The organism is Acinetobacter sp. UNC436CL71CviS28, assembly GCF_000620525.1.
GTDB classification, from domain to species: Bacteria; Pseudomonadota; Gammaproteobacteria; order Pseudomonadales; family Moraxellaceae; genus Acinetobacter; species Acinetobacter radioresistens.
Map to the genome: position 1 here is coordinate 41,716 of NZ_JIBB01000005.1, position 21,878 is coordinate 63,593.

At 41.0% G+C, this 21,878-nt stretch carries 17 protein-coding genes; 7 read left to right on the forward strand and 10 right to left on the reverse strand.

What is annotated here, in order from left to right; translation table 11 throughout:
- Positions 1 to 36: 36 nt before the first annotated feature.
- The 3 genes from N518_RS0103710 to N518_RS0103720 all read left to right on the forward strand — a co-directional run bounded on the left by N518_RS0103710 (position 37) and on the right by N518_RS0103720 (position 6,087).
- Positions 37 to 1,164 (forward strand): efflux RND transporter periplasmic adaptor subunit, encoded by a 1,128-nt coding sequence (locus tag N518_RS0103710; protein ID WP_005027627.1) that lies wholly within the window; start codon positions 37 to 39, stop codon positions 1,162 to 1,164.
- Positions 1,165 to 1,176: 12 nt separating this feature from the next.
- Entirely contained in the window at positions 1,177 to 4,281 is a 3,105-nt protein-coding gene (locus N518_RS0103715) for an efflux RND transporter permease subunit (protein WP_017400929.1), read from the forward strand.
- Positions 4,282 to 4,371: 90 nt separating this feature from the next.
- Positions 4,372 to 6,087: a proline--tRNA ligase gene (locus N518_RS0103720; RefSeq protein WP_005018749.1), complete on the forward strand. Its 1,716-nt coding sequence runs from the start codon at positions 4,372 to 4,374 to the stop codon at positions 6,085 to 6,087.
- Between the two features lie 39 nt (positions 6,088 to 6,126).
- On the opposite strand, the gene N518_RS0103725 is transcribed toward N518_RS0103720, so the two are convergent.
- The 8 genes from N518_RS0103725 to apbC form a co-directional block, all read right to left on the reverse strand.
- Positions 6,127 to 7,188, reverse strand: coding sequence for a hypothetical protein (locus N518_RS0103725; RefSeq protein ID WP_005018748.1), 1,062 nt, complete (start codon positions 7,186 to 7,188; stop codon positions 6,127 to 6,129).
- Between the two features lie 29 nt (positions 7,189 to 7,217).
- On the reverse strand, positions 7,218 to 9,494 hold the full coding sequence (locus N518_RS0103730; RefSeq protein ID WP_026443992.1) for a DUF6160 family protein: 2,277 nt from the start codon (positions 9,492 to 9,494) through the stop codon (positions 7,218 to 7,220).
- A 33-nt stretch (positions 9,495 to 9,527) separates the two neighbouring features.
- Complete coding sequence (locus N518_RS0103735) at positions 9,528 to 10,184, reverse strand: hypothetical protein (protein WP_005027633.1); 657 nt, start codon at positions 10,182 to 10,184, stop codon at positions 9,528 to 9,530.
- A 9-nt stretch (positions 10,185 to 10,193) separates the two neighbouring features.
- Complete coding sequence (locus N518_RS0103740) at positions 10,194 to 11,657, reverse strand: hypothetical protein (RefSeq protein ID WP_005027635.1); 1,464 nt, start codon at positions 11,655 to 11,657, stop codon at positions 10,194 to 10,196.
- 243 nt (positions 11,658 to 11,900) lie between these two features.
- Positions 11,901 to 12,470 (reverse strand): dCTP deaminase, encoded by a 570-nt coding sequence (dcd, locus tag N518_RS0103745; RefSeq protein WP_005018739.1) that lies wholly within the window; start codon positions 12,468 to 12,470, stop codon positions 11,901 to 11,903.
- 116 nt (positions 12,471 to 12,586) lie between these two features.
- A complete protein-coding gene (locus N518_RS0103750; RefSeq protein WP_005018736.1) occupies positions 12,587 to 13,180 on the reverse strand; it encodes a LysE family translocator in 594 nt (197 codons plus the stop codon).
- 246 nt (positions 13,181 to 13,426) lie between these two features.
- Positions 13,427 to 13,603, reverse strand: a complete 177-nt coding sequence (locus tag N518_RS17185; RefSeq protein WP_005027638.1) for a hypothetical protein — start codon at positions 13,601 to 13,603, stop codon at positions 13,427 to 13,429.
- 220 nt (positions 13,604 to 13,823) lie between these two features.
- Positions 13,824 to 15,053: an iron-sulfur cluster carrier protein ApbC gene (gene apbC, locus N518_RS0103760; RefSeq protein WP_005027640.1), complete on the reverse strand. Its 1,230-nt coding sequence runs from the start codon at positions 15,051 to 15,053 to the stop codon at positions 13,824 to 13,826.
- Positions 15,054 to 15,420: 367 nt separating this feature from the next.
- Here apbC and metG point away from each other — a divergent pair, with 367 nt between their 5' ends.
- Together metG and N518_RS0103770 are read left to right on the forward strand one after the other, a co-directional pair.
- Complete coding sequence (gene metG / locus N518_RS0103765) at positions 15,421 to 17,481, forward strand: methionine--tRNA ligase (protein ID WP_026443993.1); 2,061 nt, start codon at positions 15,421 to 15,423, stop codon at positions 17,479 to 17,481.
- 144 nt (positions 17,482 to 17,625) lie between these two features.
- Positions 17,626 to 17,982: a hypothetical protein gene (locus N518_RS0103770; RefSeq protein ID WP_005027645.1), complete on the forward strand. Its 357-nt coding sequence runs from the start codon at positions 17,626 to 17,628 to the stop codon at positions 17,980 to 17,982.
- Between the two features lie 66 nt (positions 17,983 to 18,048).
- Here N518_RS0103770 and N518_RS0103775 read toward each other — a convergent pair whose 3' ends face one another.
- Entirely contained in the window at positions 18,049 to 18,672 is a 624-nt protein-coding gene (locus tag N518_RS0103775) for a LysE family translocator (RefSeq protein ID WP_005027647.1), read from the reverse strand.
- 186 nt (positions 18,673 to 18,858) lie between these two features.
- Here N518_RS0103775 and N518_RS0103780 point away from each other — a divergent pair, with 186 nt between their 5' ends.
- Entirely contained in the window at positions 18,859 to 19,314 is a 456-nt protein-coding gene (locus N518_RS0103780) for a DIP1984 family protein (RefSeq protein WP_005027650.1), read from the forward strand.
- Between the two features lie 268 nt (positions 19,315 to 19,582).
- On the opposite strand, the gene N518_RS17190 is transcribed toward N518_RS0103780, so the two are convergent.
- Positions 19,583 to 19,750 (reverse strand): NF038215 family lipoprotein, encoded by a 168-nt coding sequence (locus N518_RS17190; RefSeq protein WP_005018716.1) that lies wholly within the window; start codon positions 19,748 to 19,750, stop codon positions 19,583 to 19,585.
- 463 nt (positions 19,751 to 20,213) lie between these two features.
- On the opposite strand from N518_RS17190, the gene N518_RS0103790 reads away from it, so the two are divergent.
- A complete protein-coding gene (locus N518_RS0103790; RefSeq protein ID WP_005027653.1) occupies positions 20,214 to 21,851 on the forward strand; it encodes an MFS transporter in 1,638 nt (545 codons plus the stop codon).
- Positions 21,852 to 21,878 lie beyond the last annotated feature (27 nt).

Consider the following 21,878-nt stretch of genomic DNA (forward strand, 5'->3'; position numbering starts at 1 on the left):
TTAAAAGCATTATGCTGAACATAAGGATGAATATGCATGCGAGTAGCAACGCGTATATTGACTCTGCCTACTCTTGACCTTATTCCCAGAATAAGCCTGTTATGTCTCTGTCTGGCCTTAATAGCCTGTGACAGGTCAGAACCTGTTGCAACACCGACCGAAGCCACTAAAATTGAACTGATTCCTCAAGATCTGATTCCGGTTAAAAGTGGTACTTTATTTAATAGAACGGCTTTTACCGGAACAATTAAAGCTGTAAATCAAAGCTCAATTCAGGCGCAAATTACAGCAACTGCCACTCAAGTGAATGCATCCGTAGGTCAGTCTGTTCATAAAGGCCAAGTGCTAGTGCGGCTTAATAATCAGGATAATGCTGCCAGACTGGCTCAAGCACAAGCTAATTTAGCCTCTACCCGTGCTCAGGCTGAACAGAGCCGTTTAATGGTAGAACGTAAACGTCGCCTGTTTAATCAAGGATTTATCTCCAAGGTAGAGTATGAGGAAGCCCAGGTTGACTATAAAGGTCAGCAGGAAAACGTCAGAGCTCAACAGGCGAATGTAGATATTGCACAAAAAGCTGACCGAGACGGTATTTTACGCAGTCCGATTTCAGGTGTAATTACTGCACGCCAAGTGGAGCCGGGCCAGACAGTGAGCGCCGGTCAGACCTTATTTGAAATTGTTGATCCTAGCCAGCTGGAAATACAGGCATCCTTACCAGCTGATCAGCAGCAGGCCTTGAAAGTCGGCCAGAAAATCGAATACCAGATTCAGGGTAACTCGGCGCAGCTCACTGCAACCTTAAGCCGGATTTCACCAATTGCTAATCAGGTCAGCCGCCAGATTGAGTTCTTTGCAAGACCAAATGAAGCCATTCAGTCCCTAAGTATTGGTGCTTTTGTTGAAGGTTATATCATTAGCAGTAACCAGCTTCAGGGTCAGCTTATACCTCTAGATGTGATTCAGAGCATAGACCAGAGCCCATATGTCTGGGCTATCCGCAATAATCGTATTACCAAGGTTCCCCTTACTCTTCTGCGTCAAGACTTCAGCAATAATACGGCTGTGGTAAAAGGACTGCAAAATACGGATGTGGTCAGCCGGGTCCAGCTTTCCAATGATCAGGTTAACCAGCCGGTCAGTATCAGCAAGCCTGCATCATAAGGATCTAGACATATGTGGTTTACGCGGATCAGTGTGAAGTACCCGGTCTTTACTATCATGATGATGTTATGTTTGATGGTGCTGGGACTTGCCTCATGGCAACGAATGGGTGTAGAAGAATATCCCGACGTAGATTTTCCCTTTGTAGTGGTGTATACCAGTTACCCAGGCGCATCCCCGGAAACGGTTGAGTCTGAAATTACAAAAAAAATGGAAGATCAGATTAACACCATTTCAGGCCTGAAAAAGCTTACCTCGACCTCAAGCGAAGGGCTTTCAACCATTGTGGCAGAATTTGACTTGGATATTTCATCCTCTGTAGCCGCACAAGACGTTCGCGATAAAATTGCATCAGTAACAGCACAGTTCAGGGATGAAATTGAAGATCCGGTAGTAGAGCGGTATGATCCGACCTCAAGTGCCATCATGTCGCTGGTATTCGAATCTAATAACATGTCATTAAAAGACCTGAGCTCTTATCTGGATCAGCGGATTTTACCGCAGTTAAGGACTGTAGAAGGAGTCGGTAATGTTAATCTGCTCGGCGATGCACAGCGACAAATCCGTATTGCAGTCGATCCAAAAAAGCTCCGAAGCTTTGGAGTCGGTATTGACCAGGTAATTAATACTTTAAAAAATGAAAATGTACAGATTCCAGGTGGAGCGTTGCAGCAACCTGACTCGGAACTGGTGGTTGAAATTCAGGCCAAGGTTCTCAATCCGTATCAGTTCGGAGAGCTTATTATAGCCAATAAACAAGGTACTCCAGTTTACCTAAAACAGGTTGCCACGATTACCGACTCTCAGGCTGAAATGGAAACCGCGGCCTATTTAAATGGCAAGTCAGCAGTTGCCATTGATATTTTACGTAGTGCGGACGCCAATATTGTAGATGTGGTCAAAAATGCCTATCAAGTCATTGACCGGATCGAGCAACAGTTACCGGCAGGTACTACGCTAAAAGTAGTAGTTGATAACTCAGAATCAATTCAATCCACTATTAAGGACGTTGCCCGTACCATTGTAGAGGGGGCGGTACTGGCAATTATTATTGTACTGTTGTTTTTAGGCTCTTTCCGCTCTACTGTCATTACCGGTTTAACTCTGCCGATTGCCTTGCTCGGAACACTAACCTTTATATGGGCATTTGGTTTTACTATCAATATGATGACTCTACTGGCACTCTCTTTAAGTATCGGCTTACTAATTGATGATGCGATTGTAGTTCGGGAAAATATTGTCCGGCACAGTGATATGGGTAAAGATCATGTGACCGCAGCACTTGATGGTACTAAAGAAATTGGACTGGCAGTGCTGGCAACTACCCTTACCATTGTGGCTGTATTTTTGCCTGTCGCTTTCATGGGCGGCATTATTGGCCGTTTCTTTTATCAGTTTGGCGTTACTGTTAGTACCGCTGTCCTGATCTCCATGTTTGTCAGCTTTACTCTTGACCCGATGCTCTCTGCACACTGGGCTGAACGCAAAGACAGGCCTAAAAAACAGAATGCTTTAACTCGTTTTTTTGCATGGACTTCTAAAAAGCTGGATGACCTGACAGCAGTTTATGAAAAGTTGCTCAGGTTAGCCTTACGCTTTCGCCTGTTAACAGTATTGATTGCTGTACTTTCTTTATTTGGGGCATTTGCCTTGTCAAAACTGATCGGTACTGAATTTGTACCTACACCTGACAAAGGTTCTATACGGGTAAAGTTTGAAACTCCGGTTGATGCCTCTTTGCAATATACCCAGGCAAAACTGCAACAGGTCGAAAATATTATTCGGCAGCACCCGGAAGTACAGACCACATATGGCGTAATTAACGGTATGACTGACCGCGGAAAAAACCACGGCAGCATCCGGGTGACTGTTACGCCAAGACACGAACGTGAACAAACCTTAAATGATCTGAACAATGACCTGCGTAACCGGTTACAACAGGTCGGTGGTATTACTATTACTTCAGTGGCATCGGCAGATGAGGTCGTTTCTGGTGGACGCAAACCTATCCAGATTTCAATCAAAGGACCCGATCTGGATGAACTTCAGAGAATATCCGACCGTTTTATGGCAGAAATGAAAAAAATTAATGGTGTGGTTGATCTTGAAACTTCTCTTAAAGAGCCAAAACCCACACTCTCTGTCAGTATTAATCGTGTCTTGGCGAGTGATTTAGGACTATCAGTGAACCAGATTGCAAATGTCGTACGTCCACTAATTGCAGGTGATAACGTCACAACCTGGGAAGATGAACGTGGTGAGAACTATGACGTCAATCTACGCCTGAGTGAAAATGCGCGCACTCTGCCAAGTGATATCCAGAATATGTATATTACTTCAGAAAAACTGGATAATAACAACCAGAATATTCTAGTTCCGCTAGCAACGGTCGCAAGCTTCAAGGAAACTTCAGGTGCGTCCCAGATTAACCGCCGTGAACTGTCCCGTGAAGTGCTGATTGAAGCGAATACTTCAGGCCGCCCTGCTGGCGATATTGGCGGGGATATTGATGCCATGCAAGCCCAGTTCAAGCTGCCGCCCGGCTATAATTTCGACACAGAAGGCGCTAATGCAGATATGGCTGAATCTTTAGGATATGCAATTACTGCAATTACCTTATCCATTGTATTTATCTATATTGTTTTAGGTTCACAGTTTAATAGCTTTATTCATCCGGCTGCTATTATGGCTTCTCTCCCCCTTTCACTGATTGGGGTATTCTTGGCCCTCTATCTATTTAACTCGACCATGAACCTGTTCTCGATTATCGGTATCATCATGTTAATGGGTCTGGTGACCAAAAATGCCATTTTGCTGATTGATTTTATTAAAAAAGGAATTGAAAGTGGAATGGACCGCTACGATGCTATTATTGCTGCGGGTACAACACGCTTGAGACCCATTCTGATGACAACTAGCGCTATGGTCATGGGGATGGTACCGCTGGCACTGGGCTTAGGTGAAAGTGGTGAACAGAGTTCCCCCATGGCCCATGCTGTAATTGGTGGCGTAATTACCTCTACATTGTTGACACTGGTTGTGGTTCCAGTCATTTTTACTTATCTGGATGATCTAAAGAACCTGATGATACGTCAATTCCGTAAATTAATGTCATAATCAGGCCATGAAAAAAATGAGATGAAATATTCATCTCATTTTTTGTCGTATAATCTTATTTTTACAATGCTCACTTTTAGGACTGTTTCCATGCGCGCAAGCCGCTTTCTATTTGCAACGTTAAGAGAAACCCCAAATGATGCAGAAGTTATTTCGCATCAGCTCATGTTAAGAGCGGGGATGATTCGTAAATTGGCTTCAGGGCTGTATACCTGGTTGCCGATGGGCGTACGTGTGCTGAATAAAGTAGAGGCGATTGTACGTGAAGAAATGAACCGGGCCGGTGCTCTGGAAACCTTTATGCCCGTGACCCAGCCTGCCAGTCTCTGGGAAGAATCTGGCCGATATGTACAATATGGTCCAGAATTACTGCGTTTCAATGACCGTCATACTAACCCGTTCGTACTCGGTCCGACTCATGAAGAAGTAATCACTGACCTGGCGCGTAATGAGCTTAAAAGCTACAAGCAGTTGCCAATCAATTTTTACCAGATCCAGACCAAGTTTCGTGACGAAGTTCGACCGCGCTTTGGTGTTATGCGCTCACGTGAATTTATCATGAAAGATGCCTATTCTTTTCATGTTGACCAGGCATCCCTACAAGAAACCTATGATGTGATGTATGAAACTTACTGCCGTATCTTCAGTCGATTAGGACTCGATTTCCGTCCGGTACAAGCAGATACAGGTTCTATTGGTGGCTCAGGTTCACATGAGTTTCATGTACTGGCTTCAAGTGGTGAAGATGATATCGCTTTCTCGACAGAGTCGGACTATGCAGCCAATATTGAAATGGCAGAGGCTATTTTAGTGGGAGAACGTGCAGCGCCTACTCAAGCACTCGAAATTGTAGACACGCCAAATCAAAAAACCATTGCAGATGTTTCAACTTTCTTGAACACTGATCCTGCCCATTCTGTTAAGGCACTCCTCGTGCAGGGTATCGCCGATGAAAAAGGTCACTCACCTGTAATTGCATTATTTTTGCGTGGTGACCATGAGCTTAATGAAATTAAAGCAGAGAAGCATCCACTGATTGCTGCACCGCTCACTTTCGCGACTGAAGAACAAATTGCCGCACTGGGCTTGACTGCTGGCTTCATTGGTCCCCAAGGGCTGGTCGAGAAAGGGCTTACCGTAATTGTTGACCGTGCTGCTTCAGTACTTTCAGATTTTGTTGCTGGAGCGAATGAAGCTGACAAACATGCAACTGGAGTGAACTGGGAACGTGATGCATCATTTACTGAAGTTTATGATTTGCGTAATGTGGTCGAGGGCGATCCATCTCCAGATGGCAAAGGTACTTTACAAATTAAGCGTGGTATTGAAGTCGGACATATTTTCCAGCTTGGTAAAAAATATTCTGAAGCGCTAGGCTGTAAAGTTTTGGGAGAAGATGGCAAGCCACTTACCGTTACTATGGGTTGTTATGGTATTGGGGTAACTCGTGTAATTGCTTCAGCAATTGAACAAAACTATGATGAAAAAGGTATCATTTGGCCTGCTGCCATTGCTCCTTTTGAAGTAGCGATTGTACCAATGAATGCCCATAAGTCGCCACGCACTCTGGAGGCCGCTGAAGCACTGTACATCGAACTACAAGCTCAAGGTTTTGATGTACTGCTAGATGACCGTAATGAGCGCCCAGGCGTTAAGTTCTCTGACCTGGAGCTCACTGGTATTCCACATCGAATTGTGATTGGTGAAAAAGGCTTGGATGCGGGTACTTTTGAATATAAAGGCCGTACTGATATAGAATCAGTTAACATTAACAAAGATGAATTACTGGCAAAACTTGCTAAATAGGTTTCCATAAAAAATCCCGCTCAATGCGGGATTTTTTTATTAGCAGAATTTAAGGCCACCGTAACAGTTGGAAATAGGCAGCTGACCTAAGTCCATAGGATCAATATTAACTGTTGCTCCTAATAAACCTCCAACCGCACTTGAAATAGGAAGTTTAACATTTGATCCGTCCATATTTAAATTTGCAAACTGCGTATCAGGAATAGACATCCACCAGCCTTTTTGAGCTGCATTTGCTTTCCAAGAGTTATCAGTTACATTTTGCCAAAAAATATCCTTATTCTGTAAAGATAGAGAAGCATTACTTGTTGCCCCCCCATTGCTATCTGCAATTACTAAGCGATGGACGGTACTAAATGGAATATCTTTCATATTGGTATCTAAATGAAGATTCTTTAATAATGGATAGCCTGCAATATTTAAAGTACTATTCGCGTCCATACCTAATAGATCAAATGTAGAGGAACGATTTACCACTAGAGTAGTAGCATAATCTGTAACTTTCGCATCTGCCGTCGATATTGGTAGTCCCAATAGGGTGACTTGGATGCCTTTAATATTAGCATTTGTAACTCTCACTCCAATATCACCACTTAAACTATTAATCCCCTTATCATCATTAAGTTTACTTAAATCTGAATTTCCACCTATACTCATCATACCTAAAGCTGAAAGTGCACCCAGACGGAAACCAGCCACTTGACGTGTGGCTGCTGAATTAGGATTATCAATAGCAAATTCAATGAAAGGATTATTTAAGACAAAATCTGAGTTTACATATGAACCATCTACAGGATTTATTCCAGTCAGAGCAATATTATCAATATCAATATCACAGCCTGCTCCCTTACTTCCCCCGCATCCTAACTGTAATTTCTTAATATTGGCATTCAGAGATAATTCAGCAGCCAGTCCTAAACGATAAAATCCCATATTGCTTTGCTGCATAGAGCCAGAGTTTATGCCTTGATTATATGTTAAATTTAATAAAGCCTGCCCTTCAACTTGTGAGAGGGCATTGTCATCTAACTCTGTCATCGCATATAGGGTTGAACTGCTTAATATAGAGACAAACAAAATACCTAAACCAGTCTTTTTCATTATCTTTCCTTATCTGTTCTTTTTATAATCTAGCGTGGTGTAATACCTAAAGTACTACGCATGGTGCCACCCGTAATTGCAAGGTCTGCAATCTTTTGCATGCTACCTGAAGGGGACATCGCCATCTCTGCTTTAAAAATCTTACCCGTATTCAATGTATTAACTTGTCCAGGACTCATTAATGTAGAAGCCCGGTTAAACTGTATTTGACTGTCTACCTTCACGGTATCCTGCTTTACATAGACTCTAGATTCAAGACCGACACTACCCTGCATTTTATTGATATTTATGCTTGAAGTTTTAGACGTACCGTCTGGCCTTATGTCTTCATTAATCAGACTTACATAACTTCCTAACACTGAAGGATCTTGCTTTTGTGAAGTATTTAACTCGCTAAAATCGAAATTTGCCTTTAGAGTTAAAAAATTGCTATCCAGATTCCCTTCAGTCGGGTTAACACCCGGAATAATAAACAACTCACCATTACCATCCAGTTTAAATGCCAACGAGGTTAAAACATCATTTTTGCGAGCAAAGTTATCAATGGGTACTACCTTTTTATCACAGCTTGTTACCCCAGCCGGACAGTTATATAAAGAGCCAGGTAACTGGCCAATTGCGATTTCTGCTTTAGCAGCGAGTAACAAGTGGTCAGCCTTAATATAGATTCCCTCATCTTCAAATCCGATGACACCATCAGATTTTAAATACGCATCTATATTTCTAAAACCTGCATAATAATTTACTTCTTCACCATGCGAACCTCTTGCACCATCAACAATAATAAGCGAGGTAGTACTAGGCGTATTAGTTTTCTGGTCAATACCATAACCTTCTGTAGACAAAGCCAAGTTATAGCCTAATCCGGCTTTGCTGCTTCCGTGGTAACTATAATTCTTAGAAAATAGGGCAAGATTGGTATTTAAGTTAAAAATAGGAATACCAATACCCCATTCCGCACTTTGATTGGTTAATGCTGCCATAGAATTATCAGAAATGAATCTTGCTTTACGGGCAATCGCCTGAAAGTCCATACCACGCATAGCCAGTAAGGCAATATTTTGTGTAGTACCGGATGGCACTATGTTATAGACCAGTTCAGCTGCTGTTTCACCCAATACCTTTCTCATATTTTCATTAATGATAAAACTTAATGTAGGTGTCTGGGCAGCATTAATATAGATATCACCCAAGTCTATATAAGCATTTTGGGTGTTGTAAGCAGTTATACTATTTGCATTGCGAATGGCCAAGGGAGACAAGTTAGAAAATTCGATCGCATAACTGCCTTTACCCGTATGACCTAGCTCAAGAGTTGTAGCCTGATGATTAGCCGTAAGTAATGGATTTCCCTGACGGGTAAACTCTGCTGCCAGTCCTAAGTGTAAGCCACCTTTGGTATCGTACCCTTGTGCCTTACGTGTTGTTTCTTTCAAATCTGTAGCATTAACTGTATTAAAATTTGCCAGTCCTGTCTGGTCAGCATTTAGAAAAATCTTGCCATTGGTTAAAGCACCTGATGCTCCCATACGGATCAGGTTTTTCTGGTTAGCGGGGTCAGAACCGTAACGTAAATCCAGGTTTACTCCAGGATTAGTAGCATCACTCCGGCTTGAATGAACATCAGTTAGATCAGAAACCCGGCCCAGTTCAATTATATGATCTGTGGCTCCATTTTTACTTTTTGTGGCCAGTACAATTCCTTCTGTCGGGTCGATATACATATATCCATCCGCTGAAATATTAAAATTTAAATCTTTCAAGGTCAGATTATGGCCATTCAAGCCATAACCAATACTGGCATTTTGTAGTCTGAAATCCAGATGAGCTTTCTCGTCACGGTTAAACAAGCCCGCTGTTGTTTCCAGATTAAAAATAAGTGGCGAGATAGTCGCGAGGCTCAAGGAACCCAGGTTTTGTTGAGCCACGGTGTTCGTGCAACTAGTATCACAGATCAGCATCAGTTTTTCGATAGTCGCCTGAAAAGGTGAAATACTGCCCTGTATCTTTATTCCTACGCCCCGCTCAGTTTTTCCAACATCAATATCTAAAGTACTTTTGATATTCTGCTGATGGGTTCCCTCTACTCTGACATTATGTAAACCTAGTTTCATTTTTCCAGTGTTGGAATAATCTACCCAGTTTGCTTGATCGATGACCACTTTAGATACTTCATGAGTAATAGAAATACCATCCTGACCGGTGACTGTACTTAATGACGTATCAGAAAGTTGCTGCAATGCATAAGAATGCTGTGCCATAAATATACAGACACTGAGCCACTTTAATTTTGTTATTTTTCTCATTTCAACATCCTTATTGATGAGCTCTCTTTTCTTTTAACAGCGACTTGTCGTTGTGCCCGCACAGTTATAACTGAAAATCTTCAGATTACCTGACATATGCAGGTTCCCATGCATGTTCACTCCCATAAAGCCTTGTTCCCCTCCTTGATCAAATCTCGGAACCAGCTTGCCGCCATCGTAAGTTGTATACTTTTTATCATTTAAATACCCTTCACTTCCGCTTTCTACCGCAAGACTTTTAAAGCCCAAATTACGGACTTTTAACGGATGGTCATCATAAAAAGTAAGTTGCAGTGCAGTTTGCGGTTCACCCTCCCGGTTTAGAATTGTAGAACCATCTAAAGAGAATTTATCTATTTGAAGAGTACCCTGTAACTGTTTAAATACCAGCCATTTTTGACTGCCATTTTCGGTATGGTTGTTGGGTGAAAAAGCGAATCGACATAAAATATCTGAAACACATTGATAAGAATAAAAAGCCTGAGTTACAGTTCCCTGTGGATCATATTCAGAAATATTTTTAAGACTCATATTATTGGCATACTGATGGTTTAACGACAGTGTCCAGCTTAAATCAGCTCCCCCCTGACCTGTGATATTCAACAATGCCTCATTATCGAGATTTATAAGTTCTGCTTGCGCTGTAGATGAAAGGACTAAAGCACATAATAAATTAAATTTATTTAACATATACTTCTCCTATAGCCCGGTCGTCTTGAATTTAAGATGCTGTATCATGACCCCGTCAATCACCGCAGAGCCTAAATTAGTCATCGTATTAGATGGTCCTCTGAATACCACACCTGTAGCATTACTATCAGTATTTGCTTTAAGTAAATTTGTAGTTGGATCACGTGTTACGCTACCAATCGAGATACTGCTATGAGTAGCATTTGTGCCCTGATATTTAATAGTTGAGGTACCAGCTTTGACATCAGATAAATTCGAACCGCAATAAGCCACATTACAGGTTGAGCCCTTAAAAGAAGCTGCGGTTAAAGCACCCTCAAGCTTGGTATCTTTATCTGTATCATTATAAAAAGTATAAATCTGGCTATAGATTTCCGGCACATTCGGAATGCGGGTGACCTCAAGAATAATATTGTTTCCTTCAGAACCTAGAACAAAAGGCTGATACATATTACCCAAGACCAGATTAAGGTTTGGACTGTACAGATATAAACCTTCCTGATCATTAAAAATTGGCGCGAAAGATTTATCCAAAGCTGGTGTAGCTGCCGTACCCTCCTGAATAGCTGCTGTACTCAAACGTATAGCTTTAGCATTGCGGCTGGTTGCTGAGTCACTTATCTTGAGAGTGGATGGGTTATCATTGGTATTCAACCGAATAATATTAGCCATACCAAGTGACTGGTTATGCTGGGTATTGTCTGAAGCTTGAGTCTGAAATAAACGGACTTGAGATCCATTTAGGCTCAGGCCATTTGCTACGAATTGCATCCGCAGTCTTTGATTTCTATCAAGATCCTGATCATTTCCATCAGAAGTTGGCTTGGGAATCGGTGCTCCCGTAATGGGATTTAATGTATTAGAGGAATCCCAAGAGCGTGAAAAAGCATCCAGCCAGAAACCCAGCTTGATATTATTATCTGATTCATCGGCATCAACTTTAACCAGGGGAGCTTCTAGAGCCAGATAGCTGATATCACCAGAAGGATTTTTTGCAGCGAACTGTTTAATATTGGTCGCTGTTCCGGCACGGAATAACCATGGATTTGCAGCATCTCCCCAGTTAAACCCCTGATTACTGAACCTCTGGTTCAAGTCTGAATTGGATTTTGATAAGGCCAGACCGTAGATAAAAATGTCTGCTTTATTATGCATTGCTGCGGCTTGGGCGGCGGTCAGTTTAAGTTGTTCATAGTTCTCACCCGTCGGAATAATTCGGATGAAACCTGTATCATACTTAGCTGCATCGGTAATATTTGAACGGTTATAACTTGAAGCTGCCGACTGATCATTGGGTCCCTGAAAGACCATTTTAAAATTCTCGGGAAGAAGTGCTATTCCCTCTCCTGTTGTTTCAGCTAAACGGTCATCAGACAAGGATTCAAGTGCATAACCAGTTTGGGTCAAGCATAAGCCGGCCATAGCGGCCAAACAGGACATACGAAATCCTGTAGTCTTCCAATGATGAATCATCTCGGTCTTCCTTTTTATCTGATGCTCCGCATCATTTATTTTTATTCCTCGATATCTTGGTATTTCTAGCTTTATTCAATTATTGCTATAGCAGTACTTATACCTAGATCTTTTAAAGTTAATTATGCTGAATATAAATGTAATTGCAAAAAAAATAGCCTTGAAAGACATGGTTTCCGATGAATGAATTGTAAAAAAATAGGCGGATTCAAATGATCCGCCTATTTATAAATGAAACCTGAATTATGCTTTTGGCAAAGTCACACCTCGTTGTCCCTGATATTTCCCGCCACGATCCTTATAAGAAGTTTCACACACTTCATCACTTTCAAAAAACAGCATCTGAGCAACACCCTCACCTGCATAAATACGCGCTGGCAAATTGGTAGTATTTGAAAATTCTAACGTAACATGGCCTTCCCACTCTGGCTCCAGCGGCGTGACATTAACAATAATACCGCAGCGTGCATAGGTGGATTTACCCAGACAAATTGTTAGTACATTGCGTGGAATACGGAAATACTCTACCGTACGGGCCAAAGCAAATGAGTTAGGTGGAATAATACAGACATCTGATTCAATATCGATGAAACTTTTATCATCGAAATTTTTTGGATCAACAATTGCAGAATGGACATTTGTAAAAACTTTAAACTCACGTGCACAGCGAACATCATAGCCATAGCTGGACACACCATAAGAAATCAGTTTTTGACCATTTTCATCGAGGCGGACCTGGTTTTCTGCATACGGTTCAATCATGCCGTGTTTTTCGCTCATTTCGCGAATCCAACGATCAGACTTAATAGCCATGTTGTTTCTATCCAAAAATACTGAAAATCAATTATTGCGCTGTACTTTAACTTAAATCTGTCACAATGAAAACAAGATCAGCTACAAGCCTTGAGACGTATGCATGTTGAATATTATTACAGACTCAGTAAAGCCGAGTAGCTTAGTGGAATAGAAAAGCTGACCAAAATCAAGGAAGCCGTTCGCTGTAGATTACGCTGATTTAACCACCGGACTTTTGGAGTATTCAAACTTGAGCCAATAAAAGTCCAGAATAATGCAATCGGCACAATAAGAGCCAGAAAAACTCCCATATGCACAGCATAGATAGACCAGTTGACCCATGCAGCAACCGGAAAAATAGCTGAAGCAAACAATAAAGCTTTAGGATTGAGTAGAGTCGCTACAAATAGCTCACGAGGACGAATCGCGGGCTGGTTCAGATCAAGCTGTACATTTGCAGTTTTCCATAGTTTAACTGCCAGAAAAATAATATAAAACGCACTTAAAAGCTTTAATAAAGTTGGCAGGATCGGCAGGGTAGCTGATACTGTATCAATCAAGGTGCCCCAGACAGTAATGGCAATAATATAACCTAAAACTTCTGCTGGAATTAAACGTGCAGAACGTCGCACCCCAAGCCGGATTCCAGAAGAGGCTAATAGAGTATTTGTCGGTCCTGGTGTAAGCAGCACGCTTGCCACTAGGCCAATAAAAAGCCATGAAATCATAGAGTCACCTCACTATTGAGTGAGCGAAGATTAAAGGAGTTTATAAACTCTCGCAAAATATAATTTTAGGAGCCTTTATAAAATAGAATTTACCACCGAGTGTTATTTATATAAATATATTAAATACAATAATTTGTAAGAAAAAATACAAATAGAACGCTTGAGTCACTTCTTCTGTTCGAAAGACTATAAATAAAAAAGGATCAGAGCTGATCCTTTTTTATTTATAGCTAGGTAGTTGAAATATTAAGCAGCTGCTTCTGTAGTAACTCCTGCATTTTGTACCTCAGCTGCCTGAACAGGCACGGTTTTTTTCGCAGCAGGAAATGAAGGAGTATAAACCACTGTAGCAGAACTGATCACAGGAGCAGCCGCGACCAGCATACCTAAAGAGAGAGGTAAAACTTTCAGGAGAGTTTTCATAAGGTTAGCTCTAAAAATAACAGTTAAAAAACAGCTGAGAGCTTAGCGGGGAGCTGGTAAAGAAAAAATGATAAAAACGGCGAAAATTTTCAAATTGACTTGGCAGTCATTCTAGAGTAAATACTTAATTAATTTTAGTTATTTTAAAATATCAAACAAAAAAACCTTCTTGAACTTCACCCTGCCGTATCAAGAAGGCTTTGCTTTCAGAATATCGAAATTAGAAGATGCGCTTCTCATCTCGACTATGCTGAGGCAGTTTTTCAGCAATTTTTCTGGCAATTTCAATATAACTTTCAGCTGCCTCATCCTCTGCAATTACGGAAGGTTTACCGGCATCGGTATTTTCACGGATCTGAACATTGAGTGGAAGACGGCCAAGCAGCGGAATCTGGTACTGATCTGCCAACTGGTCACCTCCGCCTGTGCCAAAAATCTGCTCCTCATAACCACAATTTGAGCAGATATGTGTAGACATATTTTCGATTACACCTAACACCGGAATTTTTACCTTATTGAACAGTTCGATTCCCTTAGTGGCATCCATTAATGCTACATTCTGAGGTGTAGTTACAATTACAGCACCTGTTACTGGAATACGCTGAGCCAATGTAAGCTGTATATCCCCTGTTCCAGGTGGCATATCAATTACCAGCACATCCAGTTCAGGCCATAAAGTCTGGTTAAATAGCTGCATCAGCGCGCCTGTAGCTTTGGGACCACGCCACGCTACAGGTGTATTGTGATCTCCGGTTAAATGGCCGATTGAAAGTACGGCCATGCCATATGCTTCAAGAGGAACAAAATTTTCTGCTTCAATAAGAGGCGTATGTCCAGCATTGCCAAGCATAGTCGGAATACTCGGCCCATAAATATCGGCGTCCAGTACGCCAACTTTTAAGCCCAGTTTCTGTAATGCTAACGCCAGATTAACAGTTGTTGTAGACTTGCCTACCCCACCTTTTCCAGAAGAGACCAGAATAATATTCTGAATACGTGAATGTTTTGGTACATCGCGTTGCTGGGGCGCAGCTTTTTCAATAGGTGGATTATTCGGGTCATTGTCAGGCGCAGTATTAGGACTGACTTGAGCTGAAGCATCCACTACCGGCGGTAAAGAACTTTTCTCACTCTGGCTGTCTTGAGCAGGGGTCGCAGCTGCGAGATTATTTTTTTGTTGAATTACATGCAGGTTCAGTTCTTGCAATCCGCATTTTTCTAACTGGTCAGCCAATTCATCATGTAATTGCTGTAGATAAGGCTTTTCTTCAGGATATGTTTTAATGGTCAGTTGCAGGGTTGCCTCATGCAATTGCAACTGGGTAATACGGTCCTGCAAACGGTTATTAGAATGCGGCAGCACATAATTTTGCAGTACCTGCTGGATTTCTTCTTCTTTCACGCCTTTAGCTGGTGAAAATACTGATTTTAATGAAGAAAACCATGACATAACTTTGACTCCAAACCGGACCATTTCTGCTGAATAGGGTTAGTTTACCTGTAAGTGTCGTGAAGGTTAATAGCTGTTCTGTGCCAGACAGACAAAAGCCTCTAATTTTCAAGTAATTTAGTCAGCTTTATAGCTGTTGGTTTCTAATTTCTTTTCTAAATCTAGTTCTATTCAATTCTTTTTAATTATCTCTGCCTTTATTTATCAAATAAAAATTTGGTCTTATTTTCTTTGAAAACTCATTTTTCTTTCTTTACTTAACTACAGCGTGAGACTTACTGTTAAATAAAGCCTCGCTTTGTTTTCCTTCGCTCATCAGGTAAAATTGACCGTCTTAAATAATGAATACGAATGAGAGAGTCAATCTGTGCGTAATATCTTAGTCACTAACGCCCTTCCCTACGCTAATGGCCCCATCCATATGGGACACTTACTTGGTTATATCCAGGCGGATATCTGGGTTCGTGCTATGCGTGCAATGGGCCATGACGTGACTTATGTCTGCGCAGATGATGCTCACGGTACAGCAATTATGTTACGTGCCGAGGCAAATGGCATTACACCGGAAGAACAGATTGCCAATGTGCAAAAAGAACACATTCGTGACTTTAATGGCTTTGGGGTTCACTTTGATCATTATGACTCTACCAATAGCGACACGAATAAAGCACGCTCTCAAGAAATCTATATTAAAAACCGTGAAGCTGGAAATATTGCGGTTCGCCCGGTTACTCAGCTATTTGACCCTGAAAAAGGCATGTTCCTCTCAGACCGTTTCATTAAAGGTACCTGCCCAAAATGTAAAACGGAAGACCAATACGGTGACTCGTGTGAAGCATGTGGAACGACCTATAATGCAACTGAGCTGATTAATCCAAAATCAACTTTAAGCGGCGCGACACCAGTAGAGAAATCTTCAGATCACTACTTTTTTAAATTACCTAACTTTTCAGAATATCTGCAGACATGGACTCGTGATTCAGGACGTTTACCGGTTTCAATTGCCAACAAGTTAGATGAATGGTTTGATGCAGGGCTTTCAGACTGGGATATTTCCCGTGATGCGCCTTATTTTGGTTTCGAAATTCCAGATGCACCGGATAAATACTTCTACGTTTGGGTAGATGCACCGATTGGCTATATGTCGAGTTTTGAAAACTATATCCAGACCAAACGCCCAGATTTAAATTTTGATGATTTCTGGAAAAAAGATTCTGAAAATGAGGTATATCACTTCATTGGAAAAGATATCGTTTATTTCCATGCCCTGTTTTGGCCTGCCATGCTTGAAGGTGCTAACTATCGTACCCCTACAGGTTTATTTGTAAACGGCTTTCTGACTGTCAATGGGCAGAAAATGTCAAAATCTCGTGGGACCTTTATTAAAGCAGAAACGTATCTGGAACATTTAAATCCTGAATACCTGCGGTATTATTTTGCTTCAAAGCTTTCAGACAAAGTAGAAGATTCCGACCTTAACCTGGACGATTTTATTCAGAAGGTAAATTCTGACCTAGTTGGAAAAGTGGTTAATATTGCCAGCCGCTGTGCCAAGTTTATTAATACTAAATTTGATCATAAACTATCTGCTGAATGTGCTGAACCTGAGCTGGTACAGAGTTTTATTGAAGCTGGCGATTCGATTGCGAAGGCTTATGAAGCCCGTGAATTCTCGACTGCTATTCGTGAAATCATGGCCTTGGCTGACCGTGCAAATCAGTATATTGATGAGAAAAAACCTTGGGCGCTTGCGAAAATTGAAGGTGAAGAGCTTCAAGTTCATAATGTATGTTCTGTTGGTATTAACCTGTTCCGCCAACTGGCAATTTACTTGGCGCCCGTACTTCCAGTATTAGCTCAACAGGTTCAAGACTTTTTGAAGCTTGACAGTTTTAACTTTGAATCCCGTAAGCAGATACTGGTAAATCATGAAATTGAATTATTCCAGCCGCTGATGCAACGCGTTGATCCAAAAGCAGTTACAGCAATAGTTGATGCATCTAAAGAGTCATTAGGAGCACCTGTGGCAGAGCCTGCTAAAGTAGAGAAGAAAAAAGAAAAAGCCAAAGAGAAAAAAGCTGAAGCTCAAGTCGGTGAAGCAGACATTATTGGTATTGAAGACTTTATAAAAGTTGACCTGCGTGTAGCAGAAGTTTTAGAAGCTGCGCATGTAGAAGGGTCTGATAAGCTTCTTCAACTTACCTTAAATGTTGGCGAAACTGAACCGCGAAATGTATTTAGTGGAATTCGTGAGTTTTACCAACCTGAAGATCTTAAAGGTAAATTAGTTGTTATGGTGGCAAACCTGGCCCCACGTAAAATGCGTTTTGGTATTTCTAACGGGATGGTTCTGGCGGCAGGTAATGGCGAAGGTGTGTGGGTAATTTCACCTGAGAATGGTGCTAAACCGGGTGATAAAGTGTCTTAACACTCAACACTTAAACTGCATAAGGTCTTTATAGCAACTATAGAGGCCTTTTTATTTAAAAGTATAATTAATTTATTGAAATTTATTCTAAATTATTAAAAAATACCTGCGCTTTTTTATTTATTACAATTATTCGGGGAATATATGAAAAATCTATTAGTAATTGCACTAGCTGCATCAACTATTGCAATTACAGGTTGTACGATGCGTATTGCAGATATGACGGTTGCTTCAACCAAAAACTATAACTTAAACTCTAATCAGTTTATTAAAGGTGAACGCGTTACAGGTGAAGATAAAGTACCTGTTATATTGTTTCCACTAGGCATACCAAACTTTAAAACTGCTATTGATCGTGCCATTGAAAAAAATCCATGCTCTGTAGCGCTTTCTGATGTAGTTATTACTCAATTAAATCAGGCTTTTCTTGTTGGTCAAATTGGTTACCGTGTAGAAGGCTCTCAAGTGATTGACCTTTCTCAACCAAACTGTAGAAAATAAGATAAAAGCCCCTCAAGTGAGGGGCTTTTTAAACAAGCCTTATTATTTCATAAAAAAAAGAAATTATTACTTCATCCCAAAAATTAATTTAAGACCTAATAATGTCATTACACCACCAGCAATCCGGTCAAAAATAGCTTTAAACTTCAAATAAACCTGACGTGGCTTCTCGGCAGATAGTGCAACAGCTACCAGAGAATACCAGCCAGCATCAATAAAGAAACACAGCAGAGGTAAGACCACATAAAAATAGGGAGGTATTTCTTTAGGTAAGAGTGCAGTAAAAATACTGGCTAAAATAATAGAAATTTTAGGATTACTTAACTGTGTAATCAGGCCTAAACGATAAGCTTGGGCATAGCTCATCGGTTGAACTGATCCATAGGTACTACCCATTGGTTCTTTAGCATGCTTAATAATTTTATAAGCCAGCCAAAGTAAATATAAACCGCCACAGACTTTCAAAATAAAATAGGCCGAAGGCACAGCCAGCAATATGGCTTGTAACCCCATGACGGCAAGAAAACCAAACAATGCTGCGCCAGTCCCTGTGCCCAGTGCAGTAAACAGGCCATGCTTACGTGAAATCGCAATTGAATTTTTTGCCACATAAATAAATGTTGGGCCCGGACTTATTGCGCCCAGCATCAGAGCTAGTGCAATTGAACCTATAATAAATAACGATTCCACAAGCGTGTCCTCAAATCATTAGAGAGAAATCTTTAATCGTGGTCTTTATAGCGAAGTGCATAGATTTAGTCTATCAATTTATTAGAAAACATACAGCAGCCAAGATACAAACTGAAATTGTATAGTATTAAATAAAGACTCAGAATATTTTTATATTAAGAAAATAGCAGAGTATAACTTTATCTCATGAAACTTGCTGAAGCGTTGATACTGCGAAGTGACTTACAGACCAAGCTTGCATCTTTGCAGCAACGTATTAATAACAATGTACTGATACAAGAAGGCGACCAGCCCAGTGAAGACCCCGAGCAATTGCTAAAAGAAGCATTTGCAGTCAACACCGAGCTGCATGATTTGATTAAACGGATTCACATGACTAATGCCCAGGCCCAAACCGTTCAGGGTAAAGCTTTACTGGATGTTTTAAATGAACGGGATTTCCTGATTAGTCAGCATCGTATTCTTCAACAGGCAATTGACAGTACACGGCGTGAATCTGCAAGATACAGTTCCAGTGAAATTCGCTGGATAAAAGTAGTCTCTGTCAGCGATCTACAAAAACAGGCCGACCAGATCAGTCAGAAATTGCGTCAGAACAATCTGGAAATTCAAGCATCAAACTGGCAAGTAGATCTCATTTGATTATTTTATTGATCTGTTTTTAAAAACAGGACAATATTCAAAGTTCGGGCATATTGGGCGAGTACAAGACCTTTTTATCCGGTTTGTAAGGTTTTAAATAAGACAAACCCTTGCATAGAGGTAAGACGTCTACTTCAATACTTCATTAGTCTGACGTAGCACTTTTCATCTTTTATCTCTTACTCTTTAGTTGGCACTACCGCGTACTGACAATATGCCCACCTTCCTTTCTTTTTCAGCTAACTCTCTTGTAAGGATATAATTTGTCTTATGGCCTAGCTGTTTGTGTATCTGTCAAACGGTAATGCTGCTCATATACAGGCGTACCTGCAATACTGAGCGGTGTCTGAGTTACCGGTTTATTCAACTGATCTTGACCGCATCCGCTCAGCAGCATTAATACAAATAGATAAAAAATTGGGGACTGCTTTTCCATACTGGCACTCCTTTTTTGTTGTTGTTATTGTTTCATACTGAAAATAATACAACAGTCATCGCTCAGCAAACAGCCTGAATAAGTAAACTTTTATATAAAACTTATATTTACTTTAGCCTTCCTTAAACTTGCAGAAAACCATAAGGAGCATGCTCAAAACTGCCCCTTTGAAAAGTATAAATGCAGTTTTCTTTTTATACTATGGTGTCTTATATTTAACTAAAGCTTTAAAGTTTCAACAAAAAACTTACTTACATATCAGTATATAGCTTTCAATATATGCCTAGTCGAACTCTCCATCATTTTTAATACTTAAAAATTCAATTAGCGAGAAAGCTATGACTTGTAATAAGCTCACTCTTTGTTTGAAGCTTTATTTATAGAGTTGGCGGTCGCCTTAATATAGGGAAATATGAGTGGAACTTAAGGTTTATAACCTTGGGTTCTAAAACTGGGAAGCTGTATGGATAAAACACCACGTTTTATAGAAACTCCACCGGACTGGACACCGGATGAACGCCCGACCTTACCTGGTTCTCCAGCAGCAATCGCCCACTCACGCCCAAAGCGTTTTCTTTATCTGTTTATTGGATTATTTGTAGCCATTGCGGCCAGCTTGAGTAATGGCTTTATCACTGCCAATTTACCTATCATTCAGGGAGAATATGGTTTAACCCTATCAGAAGCGGCATGGCTACCAGCAGCCTATGTTATGGCTAATGTCAGCTCAAACCTGATTTTATTTAAAGCCCGACAACAATATGGTTTACGTCTGTTTTCAGAAGTCGGGCTGATTGCTTTTATTGCAGTTCTGATTCTGCATATTTTAGTACATACCTATGAAATGGCTCTCTTTGCCCGTTTTATTGCCGGTCTGGCTGCCGCGCCGCTCAGTTCTCTAGGTATGTATTATGTTATGCAAGCTTTCAAGAAAGAAGATATGGCCAAAGGTATTTATATTGCTTTTGGTTTTCAGCAGCTTGGCTTGCCTCTAGCCTGGATTATTTCACCTTACCTGGTCGATACTCATAGCTGGATGGTACTTTACACTTTTGAACTAGGGTTAGCCATCTGCTGTCTGGCAATGGTAGTTTCATTAAAATTACCACGCAGTCTAAGAATTTATGTTTTTGAAAAACAGGACTTTTTTACTTTTTTATTACTTGCTCCAGGTTTTGCCTCCCTGTGTATAGTACTTACTCAGGGACCAATCTTGTGGTGGTTTAATAGTGAATGGCTGGCATATGTGCTTATTGCTGGTCTTACCCTGTTAGTCGCCGGATTACTTTATGAACACTACCGGGTCAACCCGCTTATTATGACGCGCTGGTTGAGTACAGGGGCAATTTTACATTTTATTCTGGGCGCTTTTGCCATTCGTCTGCTCATGTCGGAACAAAGTTATGCCGCTGTCAGTTTTTTAAAAACGATAGGTATGGGGCCAGACCAGTTTGTGCCACTGTATATCGTTATTGGAGCGGGTATTCTGTCTGGTACACTTTTTAGTGCTCTAACCTTTTCTAGAGAGCGAATTATTATACATCTGGTACTGGCTGAGTTTTTGATCCTGGTGGCATGTGGTCTAGATTATCATCTGACCAGTGATGTACGGCCTTCCAATTTCTTTACCAGTCAGTTTCTGGTTGGATTTGCAGGTGGTGTTTTTATTGGCCCCCTGCTACTGGCCGGTTTTGCCAAAACACTAGCACAAGGGCCATCGCATGTCGTTACCTTCATTGTGCTGTTCTCTGCAACTCAGACTTTTGGCGGACTGGTCGGTTCTTCATTTTTCAATACCTACCAACAGCATCGTACCCAAAACTACAAAGCTGAAATTACTTTAGAAATGGACAGAACCGATCCACTGATTAGCCAGCGTTTACATCAATACCAAGTAGCCACAGCTGCCCAGTCACCTGATACGGTACTCGCACAAACTCAAGCATTACGAAACTTGAATCAAGTTGTAACCCGCGAAGCACAAGTCCGGGCCTATAATGATGTTATTGCCCTGAACGGGCTGTTTGCTGTAGTACTGCTAATCTGGGGTCTGTTTATTATTGTCCGGATGAAGATTGTTGCAAGACGCATGCAGACATAGACACAATCTGCAAGTTAAATGAAAATT